This is a genomic window from Pseudomonas sp. 1176_21 (genome assembly GCF_052850635.1).
Genome location: NZ_VXCV01000007.1, coordinates 215,758 through 235,196 on the forward strand (window position 1 = coordinate 215,758; position 19,439 = coordinate 235,196).

General features: G+C 54.2%; 12 protein-coding genes. 4 read left to right on the forward strand and 8 right to left on the reverse strand.

The window, feature by feature from the left end:
• The first annotated feature begins 165 nt into the window (after positions 1–165).
• Positions 166–1,209 carry a toll/interleukin-1 receptor domain-containing protein gene (locus FW760_RS18090; RefSeq protein ID WP_094993180.1) on the forward strand — a complete coding sequence of 348 codons (1,044 nt, stop codon included), beginning with the start codon at positions 166–168 and terminating at the stop codon, positions 1,207–1,209.
• 284 nt (positions 1,210–1,493) lie between these two features.
• Here FW760_RS18090 and FW760_RS18095 read toward each other — a convergent pair whose 3' ends face one another.
• From FW760_RS18095 to FW760_RS18105, 3 genes are all read right to left on the reverse strand, one after another.
• Positions 1,494–1,961, reverse strand: coding sequence for a hypothetical protein (locus tag FW760_RS18095; RefSeq protein WP_094993179.1), 468 nt, complete (start codon positions 1,959–1,961; stop codon positions 1,494–1,496).
• 475 nt (positions 1,962–2,436) lie between these two features.
• Positions 2,437–3,684: a hypothetical protein gene (locus FW760_RS18100; protein WP_446443912.1), complete on the reverse strand. Its 1,248-nt coding sequence runs from the start codon at positions 3,682–3,684 to the stop codon at positions 2,437–2,439.
• A 272-nt stretch (positions 3,685–3,956) separates the two neighbouring features.
• Positions 3,957–4,094, reverse strand: a complete 138-nt coding sequence (locus tag FW760_RS18105) for a hypothetical protein (protein WP_198833202.1) — start codon at positions 4,092–4,094, stop codon at positions 3,957–3,959.
• 357 nt (positions 4,095–4,451) lie between these two features.
• Between FW760_RS18105 and mobI the strand changes: the two genes are divergently transcribed.
• Positions 4,452–4,913 (forward strand): conjugative transfer protein MobI(A/C), encoded by a 462-nt coding sequence (mobI, locus tag FW760_RS18110; protein ID WP_094993177.1) that lies wholly within the window; start codon positions 4,452–4,454, stop codon positions 4,911–4,913.
• A gap of 380 nt (positions 4,914–5,293) precedes the next feature.
• Here the strand turns inward: mobI and FW760_RS18115 are convergent, their stop codons facing one another.
• Both FW760_RS18115 and FW760_RS18120 read right to left on the reverse strand, forming a co-directional pair.
• Complete coding sequence (locus tag FW760_RS18115) at positions 5,294–5,659, reverse strand: hypothetical protein (protein WP_094993176.1); 366 nt, start codon at positions 5,657–5,659, stop codon at positions 5,294–5,296.
• A 541-nt stretch (positions 5,660–6,200) separates the two neighbouring features.
• Complete coding sequence (locus FW760_RS18120) at positions 6,201–7,160, reverse strand: integrase (RefSeq protein ID WP_446443913.1); 960 nt, start codon at positions 7,158–7,160, stop codon at positions 6,201–6,203.
• 226 nt (positions 7,161–7,386) lie between these two features.
• Here FW760_RS18120 and FW760_RS18125 point away from each other — a divergent pair, with 226 nt between their 5' ends.
• Positions 7,387–7,956, forward strand: a complete 570-nt coding sequence (locus FW760_RS18125) for a recombinase family protein (protein ID WP_446443914.1) — start codon at positions 7,387–7,389, stop codon at positions 7,954–7,956.
• A 256-nt stretch (positions 7,957–8,212) separates the two neighbouring features.
• The gene (locus FW760_RS18130) at positions 8,213–12,571 is read left to right on the forward strand and encodes an NACHT domain-containing protein (protein ID WP_446443915.1); all 4,359 of its coding nucleotides are present in this window, start codon (positions 8,213–8,215) and stop codon (positions 12,569–12,571) included.
• 162 nt (positions 12,572–12,733) lie between these two features.
• Here FW760_RS18130 and FW760_RS18135 read toward each other — a convergent pair whose 3' ends face one another.
• From FW760_RS18135 to FW760_RS18145, 3 genes are all read right to left on the reverse strand, one after another.
• A complete protein-coding gene (locus FW760_RS18135; protein ID WP_446443916.1) occupies positions 12,734–13,789 on the reverse strand; it encodes an AAA family ATPase in 1,056 nt (351 codons plus the stop codon).
• Positions 13,789–14,004, reverse strand: a complete 216-nt coding sequence (locus tag FW760_RS18140; protein ID WP_060765736.1) for a helix-turn-helix transcriptional regulator — start codon at positions 14,002–14,004, stop codon at positions 13,789–13,791. The genes FW760_RS18135 and FW760_RS18140 overlap by 1 nt, the downstream gene beginning before the upstream one ends.
• A gap of 481 nt (positions 14,005–14,485) precedes the next feature.
• Entirely contained in the window at positions 14,486–19,378 is a 4,893-nt protein-coding gene (locus FW760_RS18145; protein ID WP_446443917.1) for a DEAD/DEAH box helicase, read from the reverse strand.
• Between the last annotated feature and the right edge of the window lie 61 nt (positions 19,379–19,439).

The following is a 19,439-nucleotide window of genomic DNA, read 5'->3' on the forward strand; positions in this document are numbered from 1 at the left end:
GTGATAGCCGCTCATGGCATTCAAAAAGCCTGCTATATCAGTGGCTCGCTTGCCTCTATCATTCCCTAGGGTCCGCTTCATTAATTCTTACGTCGTGATAGTCAGGCTAGGTCCAGTAGGATGTTGACTTGCCCGCACGAACAGACAGCCCAAAGGATAGGACATATGACAACAGCAGAGAATGGCGGCTCTATCTTCATCTCGTACGCGTGGGGCGCAGGATTCAAAAAAAAGGAATGGGTTCGGCAAGGCATTGTTGCGAGCCTAAATTGGAAGCACGACGTCTTCTGGGATCGTGACACCATTGCATTGGGCGAACTAGTCGAACGCACCATTGGTAAAGCTTTAGCAAAACGACCACTCCTCGTCCTCTGCCTCTGCGATCAAGACTACTTGGAGGCGGCTCAGAGAATTGGATCTGGCTTGCACGAAGAGCTACGCCTGTTGGCGAAGATCGCAGACGAGCCTGGAGTCAGGATTGTTCCATTGATCCTGGAATCCGGCTGTGCAGAACGTCTCCCAGCCCCTCTAATTGGTCGTCTCTATCTGAACCTGCAGCCTCTGCACAGCCTGAACCTTGACATCGGGATGACAATCTTGGGAGTGGCTGATGAATTGAGCCAGGCGCAGTTGCAAAGCGACATTAACGATCGGTTAGCAGTCTTCCATTTGAGGCAGAGAGCCCTAGGCTATCTGAGGCAACGTCCAATGACGATCTGGGGAAGTGGCCGGAATCATGAGGTGACGGTGAAGCCGGATGATGCCGCGCCTTACCTGCTAAAACCGCCTCAATGGATGTGGGAAAGCAGTAGCTGGAATTACTTGCTTGAAGATGATGAACCAACATTCTGCCCTACCAAGGGACGCTGGCATTGGGAGTACGTACAAATCTCGACAGAGATGCGCCCTCTGGGTACCGCTGTGGTGTCGGCATTCTTCCCCCAACTAACTGGAAAAAGGGAGCAGGGACTGCTGAACACAGGCGGTACGCTACTGGCCTCTAGGTTCTTTAGGATGGTTGATATTCGCGAGCCATTCACTTTCGATGCGGATGATTTGGTGAATCACCTAATTCGTGACCATGAAGGCCTCGACGTTATGAAGCAGCTACTCAATGCTGCAGAGGCCACCTCTGATAATCCTACTGATTCCAACACTATCGCTCGGCAATCCACGAATGATGCAGTAGATCACCAGGCCTATAAGTAGAACCTAGAGCTGCGGGTAGCCGGGCTTAGTTCACTTGTAGAACCTTGAGCTCCAAGTGGTAGGGGCATTGTTCCACTGGGATATTCGCATCGCAGGTCAGTCGAATGCGTTCTGTATCGCCGACAGCTAATAGTCGTGAGGTACCCTGAATCGCCCCGAAGTGTCTAGACACATCGAAGGGCTGCTTTTGGCCGCATGCTGCCCCTCACGACAGGCAGCAATCGACCCATAGCTGCCGCTCGATAGTTAACGATAACGACCGAAGCATTGACCGGGAGCAGGGCTCAATGCCAATCCTTGGGGTCGTTCTGGAATAATTCTAGTTCAAGCCGACGAAGCTCCTCAAAGCCAGAAGATCTAGTCTTGATCTCAATCCACGCCCGCGCGAATGCCGGTAGTTTTAGGTTCGCCTCAATTCCCTCCGACCAACTTTTCCATACATCCGGAGTAATTCGCCCATGCGCCCGGAGCGAAGTTTGTTCATTGGTCAAATCGACATAGCGATACAGCTCATCGAAGGCTTCTTCATATTCAGAGTCAGTTAGGATCTCTCCCATTAAAGCCTTCTTCGGCAGCTCTCCGGCTAATTCGCGGTATTCCTTTCCCAATGAATCTTCAAACTGCAACTGCGCAATCTCACGACTCGTCTTTAACTGGTGTCGTGCATACCATACGCCGATCGCAGCTACGCAGGCTGCAAGAGCCGAAACTGCGTTACCTACAGCGCTAACGATATCAGTTACATTTGACATGTTTCCCTCTTACTATAATAGTGCACTTATGAGCATGCATTTAAAGCGCCGATACTTAAAGCGTTGCAGTCAGCTTAACTTCAATGGGTTCCATTGTCGTCGAGTTCAGCCTATATTTATGCTGCGTGAACGCCGTTATCAATCATGTTCAGAGAAACAAAGGATATCCCTAGTTGTGAGCCATGGCAGCTCCGATTGCAAAGTAGTCTCAGCAGGCAACGCGTTTTCTGCATCCATTCGGCAGGGCTTGCTCCATCGCTGTCAGAAAGCACGCACGGCTGCTCTACTTCCCCTTACCGGCATATTTGATATCGGAGAAGACCATCTACTTATCCTCAAAGCTTACTGAGGCGGCTGAGCGGAGGCCACTTCAGCACAGGTCGGTTACAAGTGCTGACTTGATCGGAGTTTCCCGTCTTACATAGTGGATATGCCCACTTGCTAGCAATGGGCTGCAATGGGCACGACCCAAGTATCATTGGGGGTCAAATAGAGTTTTGATCTGCGCTATTGGATAGTCGAGCCGATCACTGTAAAATGCTGCAAGCGTGCAATATTCTTGTTGAGAGGCGTCTATTCTGTACGGGATGAATACACTTTCAATAGATAGTTCGATACTATTCGTAACTATAAGCATCAGCGCATGATCTTTAGTAAGCAGTTTTTCTGAAAGAAGACGATATTTATTTTGGGGTTCAAATGCGGTATTAATGGGTTCGATCGTATCGTTGATAAACTGCAGGGCAAGTGCGCCAGGACGCTTACCTGTTAACTGTTTATTTAATGCTCGCTTGGATAATTTCTCAACTTCCGTCCAGATCCGGACATCTCCAGCGTACACAACCCTAATACCTTTCAACCTGTCTTCTGGGCTATGACACGCTACGAAAGCAGCTACTGAGCCAGGTAGCGACTGCGCAGCGTTAACACACGCGTCCTCATCCATAGGGTCGCCAACCAAAGGACAGAAGTCTTCAGAGACAGAGAATCCGGCGCATTCTAAATTGCTTCCCTTGGCTTCGATCTCGCTGGCTAAATTAACAACGAATGTCTGAAAGCTCTTTTCGTCCGTGGGCACGGATTCAGTCAAGGTAATGGTCAAAATGCTTGCGAAATCTTTCTTGGCTGGGAGAAGCCTTCCCAGCGAAATTTTTTCCAGCAAAGCACCTATCAAACGGTGCCCGTCAGCAAGGCGTACCGCAAATCCTTTATCGCCTGCGAAGGACTTGCACTCAAGTTCAAAGGGCTCTAGGCCTCCAGGCGGATAGACCAATAAGTCGAAGGTCTCCTTACCCTTGCTTTCTTCTGGCCAATCGATAGTGCATCCCCTAGACTTGAGCACATATGCCATGTAGAGTTCATACTGCAAAGCACGCATATCGCTAGAGAGCTTGAATGCTCCCTCAAATCGTTTTTTCAGTTCCTTTGGCCCCGGCTCACCACGATCGACAGCTTCGCAGAGTTCTACTACCCGCTGAACGAATAGCATAGTCTGATACATTGTGTTCCATTCGTAACCTGCACTTAGTGCGTACTTATGCCTCTCCCAGAACGTCAGGCCAAAAGCGATAGAGCTATCTAATTCCTCTTGGCCGCCGCGACCAGCGAACTGCTTTGATAGTTTACTAATATTTTCTACGACTTTAAGCCAAGGTTTGGCTGGATATAGATTAGTCAGCCGGTTATAGATATCCGGAAAACCTAATATGGCAAGGGTGATCAAGGCGTTGTTTCCTTACATCAGCATTGGATCCGGGCGCAGCCTGAAGGGTCGCGCATCCCGAATCGCACTCTACCTCAGGGAACCTTGATACGCCAAGGTCGGTGCTGGAGGGGATTTCGATGTCTAGGCCGCGCCGACACATACGCTTCTCGGGACGCAGCATCCATCAACTTGCGTCCCCGCGCCCCCGGAAGCTCCACAACAGACAGAAGCCGCAGGCTAAATCCCGGAGGAAAACACCTCCGGGATATTCTTTTAGATGGCTGTTGCCTCTAGGACTCCTCAAGCGAGCCTGCGTCAACCGGATCGAAACCTACCTGATCTACAAAAATCATCACTGTTTCTTTAGCTTTCTCATCGTCACCCGCTACCGCCGCTGCCAAACGACCTGAATTGCCCTGAGTTTTCATAGACACATCGACTGGCTACTTCTGGCCGATTTCTGCCTGTCGTAACTGGCAGAAGTCGGCCAGTTGCAGCTAGGCAGGGATACACGCCCGCTCGCTATCATCTGCTTTTCACATGTTGATCTTGTTCCGCTCAGAGTAAAGGCTGCCGTCGTCATCTATTGTGCATCCTTTGCACGTTATGTTTTTCTGCGACTGACATGTCGTCATCCGTCGATCATCTGACGCGAGGTAGGATGACAGCGTGAGCCAGTCCACCCACTTCGTTAGATTTCCGACGGTAGAATGGTCTGAAATCGAATTCCGGGGGCTCAGCGATCGGTCACCATTTTGGCTCTTACAGCGAAGAGAGCCTTGGCCATGAGTAAAGAAGCACAGACGATAGTCACCCTTCTGGATCAGCAGTACGAGCAGTTGCTTGCGGACGCGAGATGCCTGGCCGCGAGCTATATAGATGCGTCCATGAAGATATACAAAAAGACCTGGGTTAAATCTGTCGTGGCTGCCGTTTCAATCAAGCAAACGAGCCCGAATGCGTACTCGATCTACTGGTGCAAACTGGTGCCACTGCAAGGGCAAAAAAACAAGTTCGCGCCCCTGACTATTCCCAAAGGCAACGGTAAACACAAATACCCAGCCTCCTCATTTGAGTTTGTTAAATCCCCTTACCGTGTCCTCGTTTTACAGGTTGAGGAGCGTCTGGCTGAGATTCGCAGCATCGCCAGTGAGAATCGTCAGCTGCGTCGGACGTTGGTCGCCTATGAGAAAAAGCTGTCTAGATATCAAGCGCTTGATCATGGCGACCTCTGCTCGGAGGCGTAGAGGCTGAGCATACTATAAGCAGTGCAAAACGGATCTGAACCGACTTCAATACCCGAAAGCCACGTGCAGCTTGGTCTGACGGGGCTTTCTCGTATCAGCAGTGAACTCCGGCGAGACATACTGCTGCGCTTGATCAGGGAAGGCGACGGGTTCGGGCTATAAGCAGTGTAGGGCGCTAAATCTACTCGCTGTCAGCCAGCAGGCCCATGCAGGCGGGGGCGGAGGCCGTATTTGCTATTAGCAGTGACGCTTACGACCAAGTCAGCCGGCCAGCTTTGATCTGTATTAGTAGTGAAAGGCTTCACTTTCATAAAATAAACATTGGTAGGTGCCGGCCTAGCTGGTACCCGTGTCGCGTAGCGGGTGGCGACGGTGACGCGCTACTCCTCAGTGCCCCGCTGCTTTTCGAACTCAATACGGTTCATTACGCCCATGGGGATGGGGTAGCCCTGGATATGGGTCGTGAGGGCCTCGTTGCCAGCTATCACCATGATGCAGGATAGGCCTCTGCGGAAGCGCATTCCTCGTCCCGAGTAATTGCGCGGGATGATCTCCCATGATTCGTCGTCGTAGTAAAAACCAACGATTTCTGACCAGTGCGATTTGATGCCTGCGCCCATGATGCCCAATGGTGTCAGGCAGAAAATCTCTACCTGGGTTTCCTGCCCAAGAGGTACAGCATAAACCCGACCGTTGGGCGCAATAGGTGGGAAGTACAGACCGTTACCGAGGTGACGAAATTCCATGCTTGTGCTCCGGATAGATGAAGTCGCTAGACACTCTCCGGTAGCTTTAGGAAAACCCAAGATCAGATGTTGCCAGCGATTCGGCGCACGAGTTTTAGCGTACTGGGCAAGCTAGCTCGCCACATGGCGGGCGTGCATGTCGCTGATCTATACGCTTCGGCGCTCCGGTCACTTTCGCTATGGTGCGGAGATTAACAGCCCTTCCGAAGTCATCCCATGACCTCATAGGCTTGAGGAAATACTGCTTATCGCAGCAGTAGGGGCCTTGTCGATGGATTGGGTAAGCGCCCGCTGCCAAGGGGCAGCGGGCAGTTTGTTGCAGATATCTGGTCGCTCCGCTGAAGGCTCAATCGTCGCTGTGCTTTTTGTCCAGGTACGCTGCGACCATATAGCCAATTACACCTGCGATCGTCAGCGCACTGATGACGGCAAGCACGGCATATACAAGCAATTCAAAACGATCCATACCCTGACTCCTTAGTTTCGAGGTCTGCCAAGGTTAAGGGTGTCTGATCTAATCCCAAATCTGCAGTGTGATGGCTTAGCGACTGATTGCGGCGGCTTCCTTCCGCAGGCTGGCTCGGGCACCGACGTACGCATCAGTTTCCCAGATACGCAAATTCCCGAGTTCGTAGGCGACGTGATCCCGCGCTTCTAGATCCTCGATATTGGGAGCGCGCCCTCCAAGAATCGGGGCTTCATGACCGGACCACTGCTTGTAAAGCTCACATGCAAACGCTGCTCGGCAATCACAGAAGCTCAGCCCATGAAAAAGTAAAATCTCCTTGGCAGCAGGTAAGCTGTTCTGCTTCCAGAGCCGCCATGTCTGCTTTGATTGTGGATAGCGATAAACATCTTGGACGGCGGATGCCGTCTCCAAAACGGCGATCTGCTTTGGCATCGAGATGTTAATTATCCTATGTGTATGCGGCCCTTCTTTGCCGCTTTCCAGGGAAATACATCCATCTCCTTTGGCTGCCTCTAGAGCTGCTCGGGCGTCGAAGAAAACAGCTTCACGTAATGAGATGCCGAGATACCGCACTAACATCAACACCACCGCCAGATGCTCTGATAGGCGGGTCTGAACATCTTCCACTGCGGCTTTGAACTTTGCATGTTCAAGGCTGTGTGGGGCCGTAATCCGTGCATGACCAGGAAAGCCAATATCAGGCATCACGACTTTCCAGTCACCACTGGTCGCGAGGGCCATAACTGAACTCACGGTCTCAAGAAGACCCTCCGCGGTCTGCACCGAAAGATTCCCGTGGTACACCTGCGTACAGAGTTCTTCGCCATATTGCTGGACCAGTTTTTTATTGACGAACTCCAGGATATCCATCCCATGAGACTCTTTGGCGTAAATACTAAACTGTGCCCATTGATGGTCGTGGATCATTGCCTCGTGTTGACTGAGGAGCCCGCGTCGGACTGCCTCCTTGAGGATCGCCGAACCGGCCCTGGTCAAGTCTCGATCCAAATGTGAGTGGAAACTCTGCTTCATGGTCATTCCTCCATTCAGCTCAGGTGCTGAGCTGCTAAAGGAAATGTTGAGCGAGGAAAAATATCCTGGGGTTCGATTTCGGTCGCTTTCAGCGTCTGAAATTGACGAGCCCACCCGTCCCGTAAACGGTCGTTTATGGCACACCTATTCCAGATGATCTTTTGGACTTGGGATTTACCGCTTTCCTGTCACTTTTCTCGTACCGAAATCAGTGTGAGAAAAACGTATGGGAAAGCGGATTGGGTACGCCCGAGTTTCGACTGATGATCAGAATCTCGACCTGCAGCGAGATGCACTTGCCCTGGCTGGGTGCTCCGTGGTTTACGAAGAGACCATGAGCGGCAAGTCAGCGGATAGGCCGGAGCTGGGGCATTGTCTCAAGGCCTTGCGCAGCGGGGATACTTTGGTTGTGTGGCGAATGGATCGTCTCGGCCGCTCTCTGCCTGACCTGGTTGGGATCGTCAGTCGCTTGGAGCAGGAGGGCGCGGCCTTCGAGTCCATCAACGAACGAATCGAAACTAGCAGCGCTGCCGGCAAGCTGATTTTTCTTGTATTCGCTGCGCTGGCAGAGTTCGAGCGCAACCTCATTCGCGAGCGGACCCGCGCAGGACTGGCTGCAGCCCGTGCCCGTGGAAGGAAAGGTGGGCGCAAGCCGGCTCTGGCTGAGTTGCAGATCCGTGAAATTAAAGCCTTGCTAAAGGATCCAGAAATTCAAGTTGCTAATGTGGCAACACGGTACGGGGTTTCGAGGACAACGTTGTATCGTTACTTGCGTAAAGGCATCCACGAACGATAGTTTCCCGTGATTGATTTTTCGGATACGCCCGGTCATTTCTTAGAACGTACACTGACCATAGCCCCAAGCGGTCAGGCCACTGTAGGCTGAGATGCAGAGGCGACTTCAGCAAAAAATGTTCGATGGACGCAGAAGTGGCCGTTTGTTAGCTTCGGTAGTCGACTCAGGTCCAGCGGCAGGCGAAGGCATCTTAACGGCCTACAGCTTTGAATAGCCTTGCTGCTCAATCTCGGGAAACAGTTTTAAAAGGACTTCCATGACTGCCCCTCTAGACGAATACATCCCGCTCGATCGGACTTTCCATGAGCTAGCACTCGAGTCGGGCGCGAACGACGATGTCGATCTGACTCGCCGTCTGGGGCAGCGCGAAAGCCTTCGTTGGCCCAATCTTTTAAGCGAGTATCGCGTAATCCTGCTGTCGGAGGCTGGCTCGGGTAAAACGGAGGAAATCCGCAATACCGCCCGCAAGCTTCGACAAGAAGGAAAGCCTGCTTTCTTTGTTCGGATTGAGCACGTTAGTCAGGATTTCGAGGATGCCTTCGAAGAAGGCAGTTTCGAAGAGTTCAGTGCTTGGGCGGCGTCAGGAGAAGAAGGGTGGTTGCTTCTCGACTCGGTGGACGAAGCCAGGTTGCGCGATCCCAAAGACTTTGAACGTGCAATCAGGAAGCTCGGCCGGTTGCTCGCACCAGTATCACAGCAGGCACATATCGTCATCACGGGACGAACGACAGCATGGCGAGCGAAGACCGATTTGCTGCTGTGCAGTACCTCGCTTCCCTATCGCTCAGGCGAGAATGCTGCTGATGAAAACGCGTCAGCGGAGGAGGGGCGGGATATCGCCACCCACACTGTGGCGGTCGATACAAACCTTACTGCCCCATTTAAAATCGTCGCGCTCGATGATCTTCACGGTGCACAGATCGACACTTTTTTGCATGGCAAAAATGTGGAGAACGTCAAGGCTTTCCGCGATGCTGTGGATCGAAAGGATGCTTGGTCGCTGACCACCCGCCCGCAGGATCTGGCCGAACTCGTTGAGTTTTGGAATGACCATCAGCGGATCGGTTCACGTTTTGAGCTTATGCAGAGCAGTATTGCTCGCCGCTTAGCGGAGCGTGACCAAGATCGTTCTGAGGCGCGTCCGATCTCGAGCGATAGGTTGCGTCTCGGAGCGCGCTTGGTGGCAGCGGCGACTACGCTAACCCAGGAGTCGGCGATTCGAGTCCCTGATGGGGTCAACAACGCGAAGGGTATCGCTATCCGGGAGGTTCTTACCGATTGGAACGACACTGATTGCGCGACTTTACTCAGCCGGCCAATATTTGACGAGGGCATCTACGGTACGGTTCGTTTTCATCACCGATCGGTGCGCGAATATCTCACTGCCGAGTGGCTACATACGCTTATCGTCGACGAAGGCTCGCGTGAGCGGATTGAGAGTTTGTTCTTCCGCTCGCAGTATGGCATCGAGGTGATCGTCCCTACGATGCGGCCGGTACTGCCCTGGCTCGCCATCCTAGACGGACGTATCCTCGCCCGAGTCCGTCGTCTCGCACCTGAAATTCTCTTTGAGGGTGGTGATCCGAGCCAACTGCCGCGCGAAACGCGGAGCGATATCCTGTGTCAAGCCTGCGAGCAACTGGCACAGCCTGCGCATGGCCGGTCACTTACTGATTACTCAGCAGTTCAGCGCTTTGCGAATATCGATCTCACTGACGATATCAAGGCGCTGCTCGTCCAATATGCTGAGGACGATGATATCTCCTCGTTCTTGCTCCGTATGGTCTGGCAAGGGGAGATCAGGGGGGCCGCCTCCGAAGCCAAGAGTTTCGCGCTGGTTTCGCGTAACAAATACACGCGAATCGCGGCTTTTCGCGCGCTGGCGGCAGTCGGATCAGCCGCTGATCATGATGAGGTACGGTGCGCCTTACTTCACGAGAGCGAAGAGATTAGACGCGATTGGCTCGTCGAGCTGATTCCCGGGCTTCCGGAGAGCGACAAAGCCGTCGAATGGCTGCTCGCGGCGCTGGAGCGCACGCCAGCCAAGGAACAGTTCGCAGTTGACAGTCTGATGCGCTCTTTGTCGCAACTGGTCACTGAGTGGCCGTTGCTGCTTCTCCCCAGACTGCTTGCCGGCTTCCATGCCCTCCTGAAAATGCCGCCGGTCATCGAGCAGCGCTTTTGTGAGATATCGACGCGATACAGCTGGCTGGCGCAAGCCGCAGCTCAGACTGTTCGCCGCCTTATAGACGCTCGTGATCTGAGTGCACTCGAGCCCGCTGCGTTGTCGATCCTGCGCACGCTACCTATTGCCCAGGGATATGGCGAATACGAGTTTCGCGACTTAAGTGGCGATCTTTCGAAACGTGTCGTCGAATGGCCCGAACTCAATCATGCGCTGTTCTGGCGCGATGTTGCCGAAACACGCGCTGCCCTTGAGGTTAAGAAAGACGAACGTCTCATCGATTATTGGCAGGTCGGCATATTTGGTCATCTCTGGATGGTAGGTGCCGACAGCTTCGATACCGTGTGTGATGACATCGCTATCCGGACACTGTTAGACGACAAACTTGTAGCACTCACTTTAGCCTTTTCTATCTACCGAGAGAGTGGTCGTACCGCTGCGTGGCAAGCTCGCTTGAAAGACCTTGCCAAGTGCGAGGACGAGCTGAGGTCAACACTGGACGCGTTACTACGTCCACCGGCCCAAGGCCGGCAAATCTGGAAGCAGCGCGAGGCGCGCTGGAAGAAGCAGGCGGCAAAGGACGTAGCGAACCGAGAAACGAATAAGCGCAAATGGAAGGAGCATCTCGACGCTAATATCGAGGCGCTGCGCGATCCAGGCGCTCAGGGGGTTATCACTAACGCCCAATATTATCTGCACCAGCGAATGCGCGAGAACACCGATAGTTCCAACCAATGGAGTGAGGGAGACTGGTGCTCGCTCATCCCAGAGTTCGGTCAGTCGATTGCGCGAGCGTTCCGCGACGGTGCGGTTAACTTTTGGCGCTGCCATCGTCCGACATTACTTTCCGAGGGGGCTAAGCCTAATGTCACCCCCTTCAGCGTCATCTTTGGGCTTACAGGTTTGTCGATCGAGACACGAGAGCACCCTGGCTGGCTCAAGGACATCTCTATCGCGGAGGCAAATATCGCAACCCGCTTCGCGCTCCACGAGCTCAACGGTTTTCCTAGCTGGTTGCCGGGTCTCTATGTGGCCTATCCCGAAGCAGTCATCGATGTTGTGATCACCGAGATTGACTATGAGCTCACAACAGAGAGTTCTGATAGCTCAAGCCACTATGTGCTCTATGACGCTAGCTGGAGCGGCAGTTGGATGTGGGATCGGCTCGCACCACTAATAATCGCTCGGTTACGCAAGCAGCCGAAGAATATCGGCAACCTGCGCTATATGCTCAGCGTCGTGCAAGGTTCATCGGTCGACGATGTGGCTATCGCGAAACTCGCAGCACAAAAGGCTAAAACAACCAAAAACCTTAGAGCCGCGCCGCTTTGGTTTGCGATGTGGGTGGGAGTTGATCCAGGGGTTGCTATTCCGGCGCTCGCTGCGCGGCTTGCCGAGATTAAGGGTACCGATAACCAAACACTTTTTGCGATGTGTTTTATCACGGCGCTAATTGGTGATCGCCGTCAAAACAGTAGTACTCGCCAAGCCTTCCGCACGGTCGAGCACATGAAAGCGCTTTACCTCCTGACGCACAACTATGTGCGTCAGGAGGATGACATCGCGCGCGCCGGAAATGGTGTGTACTCACCGGGCCTGCGCGATGATGCTCAGGATGCTCGCGATGCGCTGTTTTCGTTTATTAGGGAGACTCCAGGCAAAGAGGCTTTTCTTGCATTGATGGATATTTCACGCGCGCATCCCGCCGAAAAATCGCGTCCCTGGATGGCGTTTTATGCCAAGGCCAAAGCGACTCTTGATGCAGATGCTCATGCCTGGTCGCCACTGCAAGTACGCGACTTCCACGATCGGCTGGAACGTACACCGACCAATCATCGTGATCTCTGGAGTCTTGCCGTCGATCGTATGCTTGATCTCAAGCATGATCTTGAGGAAGGCGATGCGAGCATCGCATCAATCCTGCAGCCGGTAGATCGGGAAACGGAGATCCGAAAATATATCGGAAACTGGTGCCGAGAGCGCTCAGGTGGCCGATATGTGATTCCACAAGAGGAGGAACTCGCCGACGCCAAAAGGCCTGACCTGCGCTTTCATGGCGTTGGTTTCGATGGGCCGGTGCCGGTAGAACTCAAGCTCGGCGACAAATGGACCGGGCCTCATCTCTTTGAGCGTCTTGAGGTACAACTTTGTGGCGACTACCTTCGAGATCGGCGATCTAGCCGCGGGATATTTGCGCTCGTTTTTCATGGAGTCAAGGCCAGTTGGGATCTGCCGAATGGTAAACGTGCTGAGAGTTTCGGTGCCCTGATAGAAGCGCTTCAAAACCATTGGACTATCCTCGCGCCACAGTTCCCGGGTGTCGAAGAAATCAAGGTGATTGGGGTCGATCTGACCAAGCGCGGCGTGGATACGAAAGCAGCATCAAAAAAGGTCGCTAGGAAGCGAGGAAAAGGGACTGATATAGGCTAGGCCATCGCAGTATTAAAGTCAGACGCATCTGCTAGGCAGACGTGCGGTTCATACGGCCATGAACCGTCCTCGGATGATCTGTGAGGTATCGGAAAGCGAAGGCGTTCAAAAATACGAAGGTGCTCAATATTCTTTGAGCACCTTCGAGTGAAGTGAGCATCTTCAGGTAGAGGCGGGCAGCTCCCATGCCCATCCGCCCTGCATACCTGTTTTGTGTGAACGTATACCTAGCTGTTTCTGCGCTCTACGAATTGATGCCCAAGAGATGCATGACTCCTCAGCTAAAGACTGCAGCGCAGTGATCGATACAGGGCCTGCTTGCAGCGTGGCTTCAAGAAAGCTGCAAGCTTCCTGAGTCGCTGATGCTGGTCTCGCTCCACCCGTTCGCTCGATATCCGCCAAAATAGTTTCAGCACTTCCTTCGACGGCCTCTCCCCACCGGATGCAGGTTGTTTCCAGCTGCTCGTCTATCATGATGGGCTCAACGAAATACTCTATCCCTCCTATATCGATCGAAACGTTCGACTTGGCCCGGACAAGCACCCGAGCTTCAGAATTATTAGCTTTCCCGGCCACCAGTACCGTGCGAGCAAGTGCTGAGAATGCCTGGCTGCCGATGACTCGATCAGCTACAGAGGACTGAGAGGCGCTTTTGCTGAGGTGAGATATACCGAGCACAGAGCAGCAATGCTGTTCGGCAAAATCCACCACCATCTGTAGTCCCTGCCGAACTTCGTTGGCTCGGTGCATGTCCCCCCGTATGAGATTTATCAGTGGGTCGAAAATCAGCAATGAAACGCCGTCAATCCGTGTGGCTGCCTCGTTCAAAAGGGCAAAGTTGGCTGCAGGATCAAATTGTCGCCTGTTCCCACTCTGATCCCTGAGCCCTTCGATGATGTGCACGCGGGTTAGGTCTGCATCTGCAGCCGTAAGGCGAGGAATGATGGTGTCAGCTATACCATCCTCGCCGCTCCAGATTACGACGTTGCCAGCGGTCTCACTTTTGCTGCCGTCTGGCCAGTCACCACCTCTACTGAGCGTGGCGGCCAGCGAGATCGACAAGGTGGTTTTGCCGCATCCACCTGCGCCGGCAAGAATGGATAACTTTGCCTTTGGCAGCCAGCCTGGCCAAATCCACTGGATTTTTTCCACTGGAATATCGACCGCTGCTGTGAGCTCTATCATCCAGCCCGGTTGTTGAGGTGTTCGGCGCTGCATTACAGCGCCTCCCTTTGTCGAATCCAAGCCTGGATTTCACTGTTACGCCAGCCGACGCTGGAGCCGCACAACAGGCGTTGGCGCGGGAAAAGGCCCTCCGATATTTTGCGATAGATCGTTGAGCGTTTTAGGCCGACGATTGACTCGACATCGCGCAAACGAAGAATCTTGTCATCGTCGCCGACGTCGTCAAAATTGCTAACGTGCATTGCCATAGGTTTTGAGTCCTAAGTTCTGAAGCGTGGGGCAGCGTCCTCCGGCACTACTGCTAAAAAGGTAAAAGACGGATATCGGCTGGCTATATAGCGAGCACGGGCATTTGCCGCACGCATAGGCATATGCGCGTTTCCGAGATTAATGTTCGGTAGCGTAGGAGGTCGTTGTGGGCTACAGAAGTTCTAGGGCCGTAAGGCTTCTAGGGGCAGAACGGACTGAGAGTGTTCTGACCAGATACGCAAATCAACCAATGGCAGTTGACGCGGCCCGCTCAGCGGATGCGAACGAGGCGAAAGTTTTTAACGTCGTTACCAGGGCGACGTGGCGGACCGTTGCGGATCGATAGGGACCGCTTGGGACGGACACTTTTTAACATGAGAGTTCCGGGCTGGCAATCAGCAGGTGCTCTGCCTTGGTCGGGAAAGGGTGGCCCAACCAAGGCAGTAGTTGACTGAATGCTCAGCGTTCTATCGGACTCAACTAGTCATCTGTGCCGATATCGAGTTTGGGCAGCGCTTTGACGATTTTCTGGGTTTCCAGACTCACGGTGACCACGCGCTGGAAGAGCTCCAATGGATACTTGGGGTTGCCCATGGTTTCGTTGGCCCAGTCGTTGGCGTCGTTGACGATGCCGCTGGCTTTATCGGTGCGCACGGCTTGGCGCTCCATTACCCAGTCGAGTGCGGCCTTGCCGTTGACCACGTAGTCCCAAGCTGCCTCTGGGATGCCCTTGAGGGTGATGCGGGTGTTGTAGATGACGGTGGTCTTGTCGCCCTTCTTGGCGAGCTTCATCTTCTCCACGCGGTAATCAGCATCGGTAAGCATGCCCTTGGCCTCGATGGTCAGGGGGGAGGGCTCGACGGTTTCGTAGTTCAGGTGGAGATCAGCCAGGGAGCGGCCTGCTTTGCTAAACGTCCAGAAATCGGCGGCCTTCTTCACAGCCGGGATGCGCGGCAGTTCCTTGCTCAAGTTATCGGCAAAGCGTTCGCGGTAGTCCGGGGAATGCAGGATGCCGTAGACGTAGTAGAACAGGTCTTCCTTGCTGATCTGCTCGCCGGGGTAAGCCAACTGGAAGTGTGCCAGTCCAGCGTCTGTGATGGCGTCGCGTCGGCGCAAACCACCTTCAGGCGGCAGGGCAAAAAGGTCGTCGCTTGATGCTTGGGCGGCCTCGTCATAGAGGTAGAGGGGGAAGCTCTGCGCTCCCCCATCTGTTTGCAGCTCAGGTGGAGCATTCACCATCAACGCCAACTGGCTGTTCTCAGTTGGGCGCTGCTTAACCATTATGGCGATATTTGTCGCCGCCGCGTTCGGGAAGATGCGCGGCATCTGGTAAACCATCTCGTTGAAACGACGATTGAAGTACAGCCATTGCTTGGTGAAGGGGCGATATAGGCCGGGCACCAAGCAGTCGGCGTCGAAGGAATAGCTGCGATCTTTACCAAGATCCTGCTTCAGTGCGCGAGTCCAACTGATACGGGTCGGATCTGTATCAATAAAGCCATCAACTTTCGCCTGCCGTGCCTTGGTATCCAGCCCCGGATGCGCCGCGTTGAAGCGCTCTACCTCGGCGTTGTAGAAACCGATCATGCTGGTCATGTTGGTTGCCAGCTTGGTCTGGCTGGCGTTGTAGGCCCATGCATCGCGGTTGGTCACGACTCCCAGCGAGAAGTTATCAAACAACTTGGGCGCATCGCCCTTCTTGTCACCCAATACGATGAATTGGTTGAAGCTGTCGTCGCGTTGTTTGAGCCAGTCGCCATGCTCATCCGGGGTAATCTGCTGCCACTGCTCGATACCTGCGACACTTCTAAAGCCTGCGATTTTCTCCAGCTTTTCCTCACGGCTGAGATAGTTACCAATATCATGGAAATAGATCTGGCCATGGGCTTGTGCGTCAGGGTTCTTAACCAACAGGGAGATGGCAATAGGCGCGCGGCTGCCGCTGCCAAAGATCTTGCCTCCTTCTTTGCGTGAGGTTTCGCCACTGGTGCGCTGGTTGCCGCGCAAATGGAACACATAGAGGCTGGAGAACTCGTCGGCTAGGCACTTGCGCAGACCATCTGCGGTGTTGGCTTCTAGAAATCCTGCATTGGTGACAAATCCGATGATGCCGGCATCACCAATACGGTCACTGGCCCAGCGAATGGCGCGTATATAGCTGTCATACAGCCCTTTGGCAAGAGTGGCGTCAGAGCGTTCTGCATAGGTGGCGCGGATGCGCGCGTCGAGCGTGGGGTACTCGACGTTATCGTTATTGTCGTTCTCGCTTTTCTGTCCGACTGAATATGGCGGATTGCCCACAATCACCCGTATATCCAAATCTTTCTGCCGCTTGCGCCGGGCGCTGTTGTCCTCCAGCAGTGCGTCTACGAGGTCGTCCTTCTCATACATTTGGAAGGTATCGGTTAGACAGATGCCTTCAAACGGGGCGTACTCATCGATCACTTCGCCATGGTAAGCCGCTTCGATATTGATGGCGGCGATGTAATAAGCCAGTAGCACCAGTTCGTTGGCATGGATCTCGTGCCTGTACTTGTGCGCTAGCTCTTCCTGCTTGATCAGGCCCGACTGGATTAGGCGTGTGATAAAGGTACCGGTGCCGGTGAACGGATCGATGATGTGAACGCCCTTACTGCCCAGGGTTTGGCCGAACTCCTGTTGCAGTAGGTGGTTGACGCTGTGGAGTATGAAGTCCACCACTTCGACCGGGGTGTAAACGATACCCAAGCGCTCGGTCATCTTGGGGAAGGCGTTGCGGAAGAATTTGTCGTACAGCTCGACGATGATCTTCTGCTTGCCCTGGGCGTTATCGATGCCGGCAGCACGTTGACGCACGCTGGCGTAGAACTTCTCCAGTGTGTCGGCTTCCTTGGCCAGGTGGTGTTCATGAAGCGCGTCCAGCACGCTTTGCATAGCTTTGGACATGGGGTTGTGGCTGGCGAAGCTGTATTCATCGAACAGTGCATCGAACACTGGCTTGGTTACCAGATGCTGGGCAAGCATTTCGACGATCTCGCCATCGCTGATGCTGTCGTTGAGATCATCGCGTAGCTCAGCGGCGAAGGCCTCGAAAGTCGCTCTCTCCTGGGTGTATTCAGGGTTTTCTAAAATGCCCTGGATACGGTCGATGTGGGTACGGGCGATCTTGGATATGTCGTTGGCCCAGTCTTCCCAGTGGTGGCGGTTGCCGCACTTGTCGACTATCTTGGCGTAGATGGCCTTCTCGATTTCCCCCACCTCATAGGCCAGCTCGGCCTGCTGGGTCATCTGGCCTTCGACATCGTACTTAGCGCGTTTCTCACCAATGCCGTACTGGCCTTTGCCTGCCTGGCCGTTGCTGGTGCCGCTAGTTTTCCTGACCTTTTTATCGGCCTTGTCGGTGATAGCGATGACTTCCATCTTGCGCGGGTCAGAGCCGATCAGGTCGAGCTTGTTGACCATGGCGTCGAAGCTGTCGTCGTGCGAACGCAGTGCCTGAAGCACCTGCCAGACCACCTTATAGGTCTGGTTGTCGTTGAGCGCTTCGTGGGGCTCCATACCGGCAGGAATGACCACCGGCAGCACCACATAGCCACGCTTCTTGCCCGGTGCGTTGCGCATTACCCTGCCAACGGATTGCACCACGTCGACTTGGGAATTACGCGGGGTGAGGAAGAGCACGGCGTCCAGCGCGGGCACGTCCACACCCTCGGACAGGCAGCGCACATTGCTGAGGATGCGGCAGGTATTCGCTGGCGGCTCTTCCTTGAGCCAGTTGAGCTTGGCTTCCTTGGCGCTGGCATTCATGCCGCCATCGACGTGTGCGGCTTCGCATATGATGCGTGAGGCTTCATCGATGTTTTCTGACTCCTGATAAGCCTCCACCACCGATTGGAACATGCTGGCGATGTTGACAGAGCTGACCTTGTGCTTGGTGCCCTTGTAATTGGGCGAGATGACCTGGCAGAAAGCTACAGCGCGCTTCATGGGCTGATCATCACCCACCAGGTTTTCGGCCAGTCCCTGCTTGGCCAGCGCCTTCCAGCAACCGACTATCTTGGCGGCGTCGTCTACCTTGAGTTGGTTGTTCTCGTCCTTCAGCATCTCCTGAAGGCGGCGGCTGATGGTGCTCTCCTCGACAGTGAGTACCAGCACCTTGTAATCGGTGAGCAGGCCGCGCTGAACGGCCTCGGAGAAGTTGATGACGAACAGCTCTTTGCCGTAGAGCGCTTCGTCATCCATCGAGCACAGGGTGACTTCGCCGGACTCGGCCTTGAGCTTGGCGTTGTCACCGTAGATGCGCGGCGTGGCGGTCATGTACAGACGTTTGGTGGCGCGGATGTAGTCGGCATCATGAACGCGCACAAAGTTGCTTTCGTCATCGTCGCCAAAGGTGGCACCCGTGGTGCGGTGCGCTTCGTCGCAGATCACCAGATCGAAAGCGGCCAGGCCATGATCAGCCTGGGCACGGCTGATCACGTCGATGGAGTGATAGGTGGAGAACACAACGCTCATGTGCTCAGCATCGTGGCGCTTGAGCATTTCTGCCGCGAGGCGATCTGCCTTGGTAGTGGCCGGGTATCGCAGTTCATGGGTGAACACCTGAACCGCGTCATCCTCTGCTTTTCGCTTCTTGCCTACGTCACTGTCGGAGCAGACGGCAAAGCTGTGGAGCGGGGTGGCGCTTTCCTGCGTCCATTCGGTAAGGGTTTGCGATAGCAGTGACAGGCTGGGCACCAGGAACAGTACACGCTTGCCCTTGCCGGCCTGCTGCTCGGCAATCTTCAGGCTGGTGAAGGTCTTGCCGGTGCCGCAGGCCATGATCAGCTTGCCGCGTTCGGCGTCCTTGAGGCCAGCGGCCACGGCATTCAACGCGGTTTGCTGGTGCTCGCGCAGCTGCTTCTTGGCCTTGAGAGCGACTGCCTGATTGGGCTGGTACTTGGCCCAGTCTATCTGGCTGTCTTCCAGGGCTTGCAGGTCGATTTTACTGACCGGAGGCTGCTGGCCCTGCAACGCGTCCTCAGCGTGCTCGCTCCAGTTGTTGGTGGTGGCGACGATGACGCGGTGCGAGAACGGCGCTTTGCCCGAGGCGGTGAAGAAACTGTCTATGTCCTTCTTCTGGACTTTGTAGTCCTCGGCGTACAGCTTGCACTGGATGGCGTGGTACTCGCCGGTGCCCTGGGTGCGAGCCACTAAATCAATGCCCGCATCCTTGCCACTGAGGCTTTGTTCCTTCGCCCACTCCGCATACGTCCATACTTTGTCGTAAAGGTCGCGGTAGGTGGCTTCGTTGCGGAGGTAAGTGCAAATCAGCTCTTCGAAGTAAGTACCTTTTTCGCGTTCGGTGACAGAAGCGCTGCGGTAGGTATTCAGCAAAGCTGATAAGGCTGACATCGGTAGAAATTCCTTTTGGACTGCGTCCGGCGCATTACAGGCGCCAAATCGGCGCAGTTTA

Excerpts from the sequence above, each read along its gene's own strand:
- FW760_RS18090 (WP_094993180.1), top strand. The coding sequence starts at position 166 with ATGACAACAGCAGAGAATGGCGGCTCTATCTTCATCTCGTACGCGTGG.
- FW760_RS18095 (WP_094993179.1), bottom strand. The coding sequence starts at position 1,961 with ATGTCAAATGTAACTGATATCGTTAGCGCTGTAGGTAACGCAGTTTCG.
- FW760_RS18105 (WP_198833202.1), bottom strand. The coding sequence starts at position 4,094 with ATGAAAACTCAGGGCAATTCAGGTCGTTTGGCAGCGGCGGTAGCGGGT.
- mobI (WP_094993177.1), top strand. The coding sequence starts at position 4,452 with ATGAGTAAAGAAGCACAGACGATAGTCACCCTTCTGGATCAGCAGTAC.
- FW760_RS18115 (WP_094993176.1), bottom strand. The coding sequence starts at position 5,659 with ATGGAATTTCGTCACCTCGGTAACGGTCTGTACTTCCCACCTATTGCG.
- FW760_RS18120 (WP_446443913.1), bottom strand. The coding sequence starts at position 7,160 with ATGAAGCAGAGTTTCCACTCACATTTGGATCGAGACTTGACCAGGGCC.
- FW760_RS18125 (WP_446443914.1), top strand. The coding sequence starts at position 7,387 with ATGGGAAAGCGGATTGGGTACGCCCGAGTTTCGACTGATGATCAGAAT.
- FW760_RS18130 (WP_446443915.1), top strand. The coding sequence starts at position 8,213 with ATGACTGCCCCTCTAGACGAATACATCCCGCTCGATCGGACTTTCCAT.
- FW760_RS18135 (WP_446443916.1), bottom strand. The coding sequence starts at position 13,789 with ATGCAGCGCCGAACACCTCAACAACCGGGCTGGATGATAGAGCTCACA.
- FW760_RS18140 (WP_060765736.1), bottom strand. The coding sequence starts at position 14,004 with ATGGCAATGCACGTTAGCAATTTTGACGACGTCGGCGACGATGACAAG.
- FW760_RS18145 (WP_446443917.1), bottom strand. The coding sequence starts at position 19,378 with ATGTCAGCCTTATCAGCTTTGCTGAATACCTACCGCAGCGCTTCTGTC.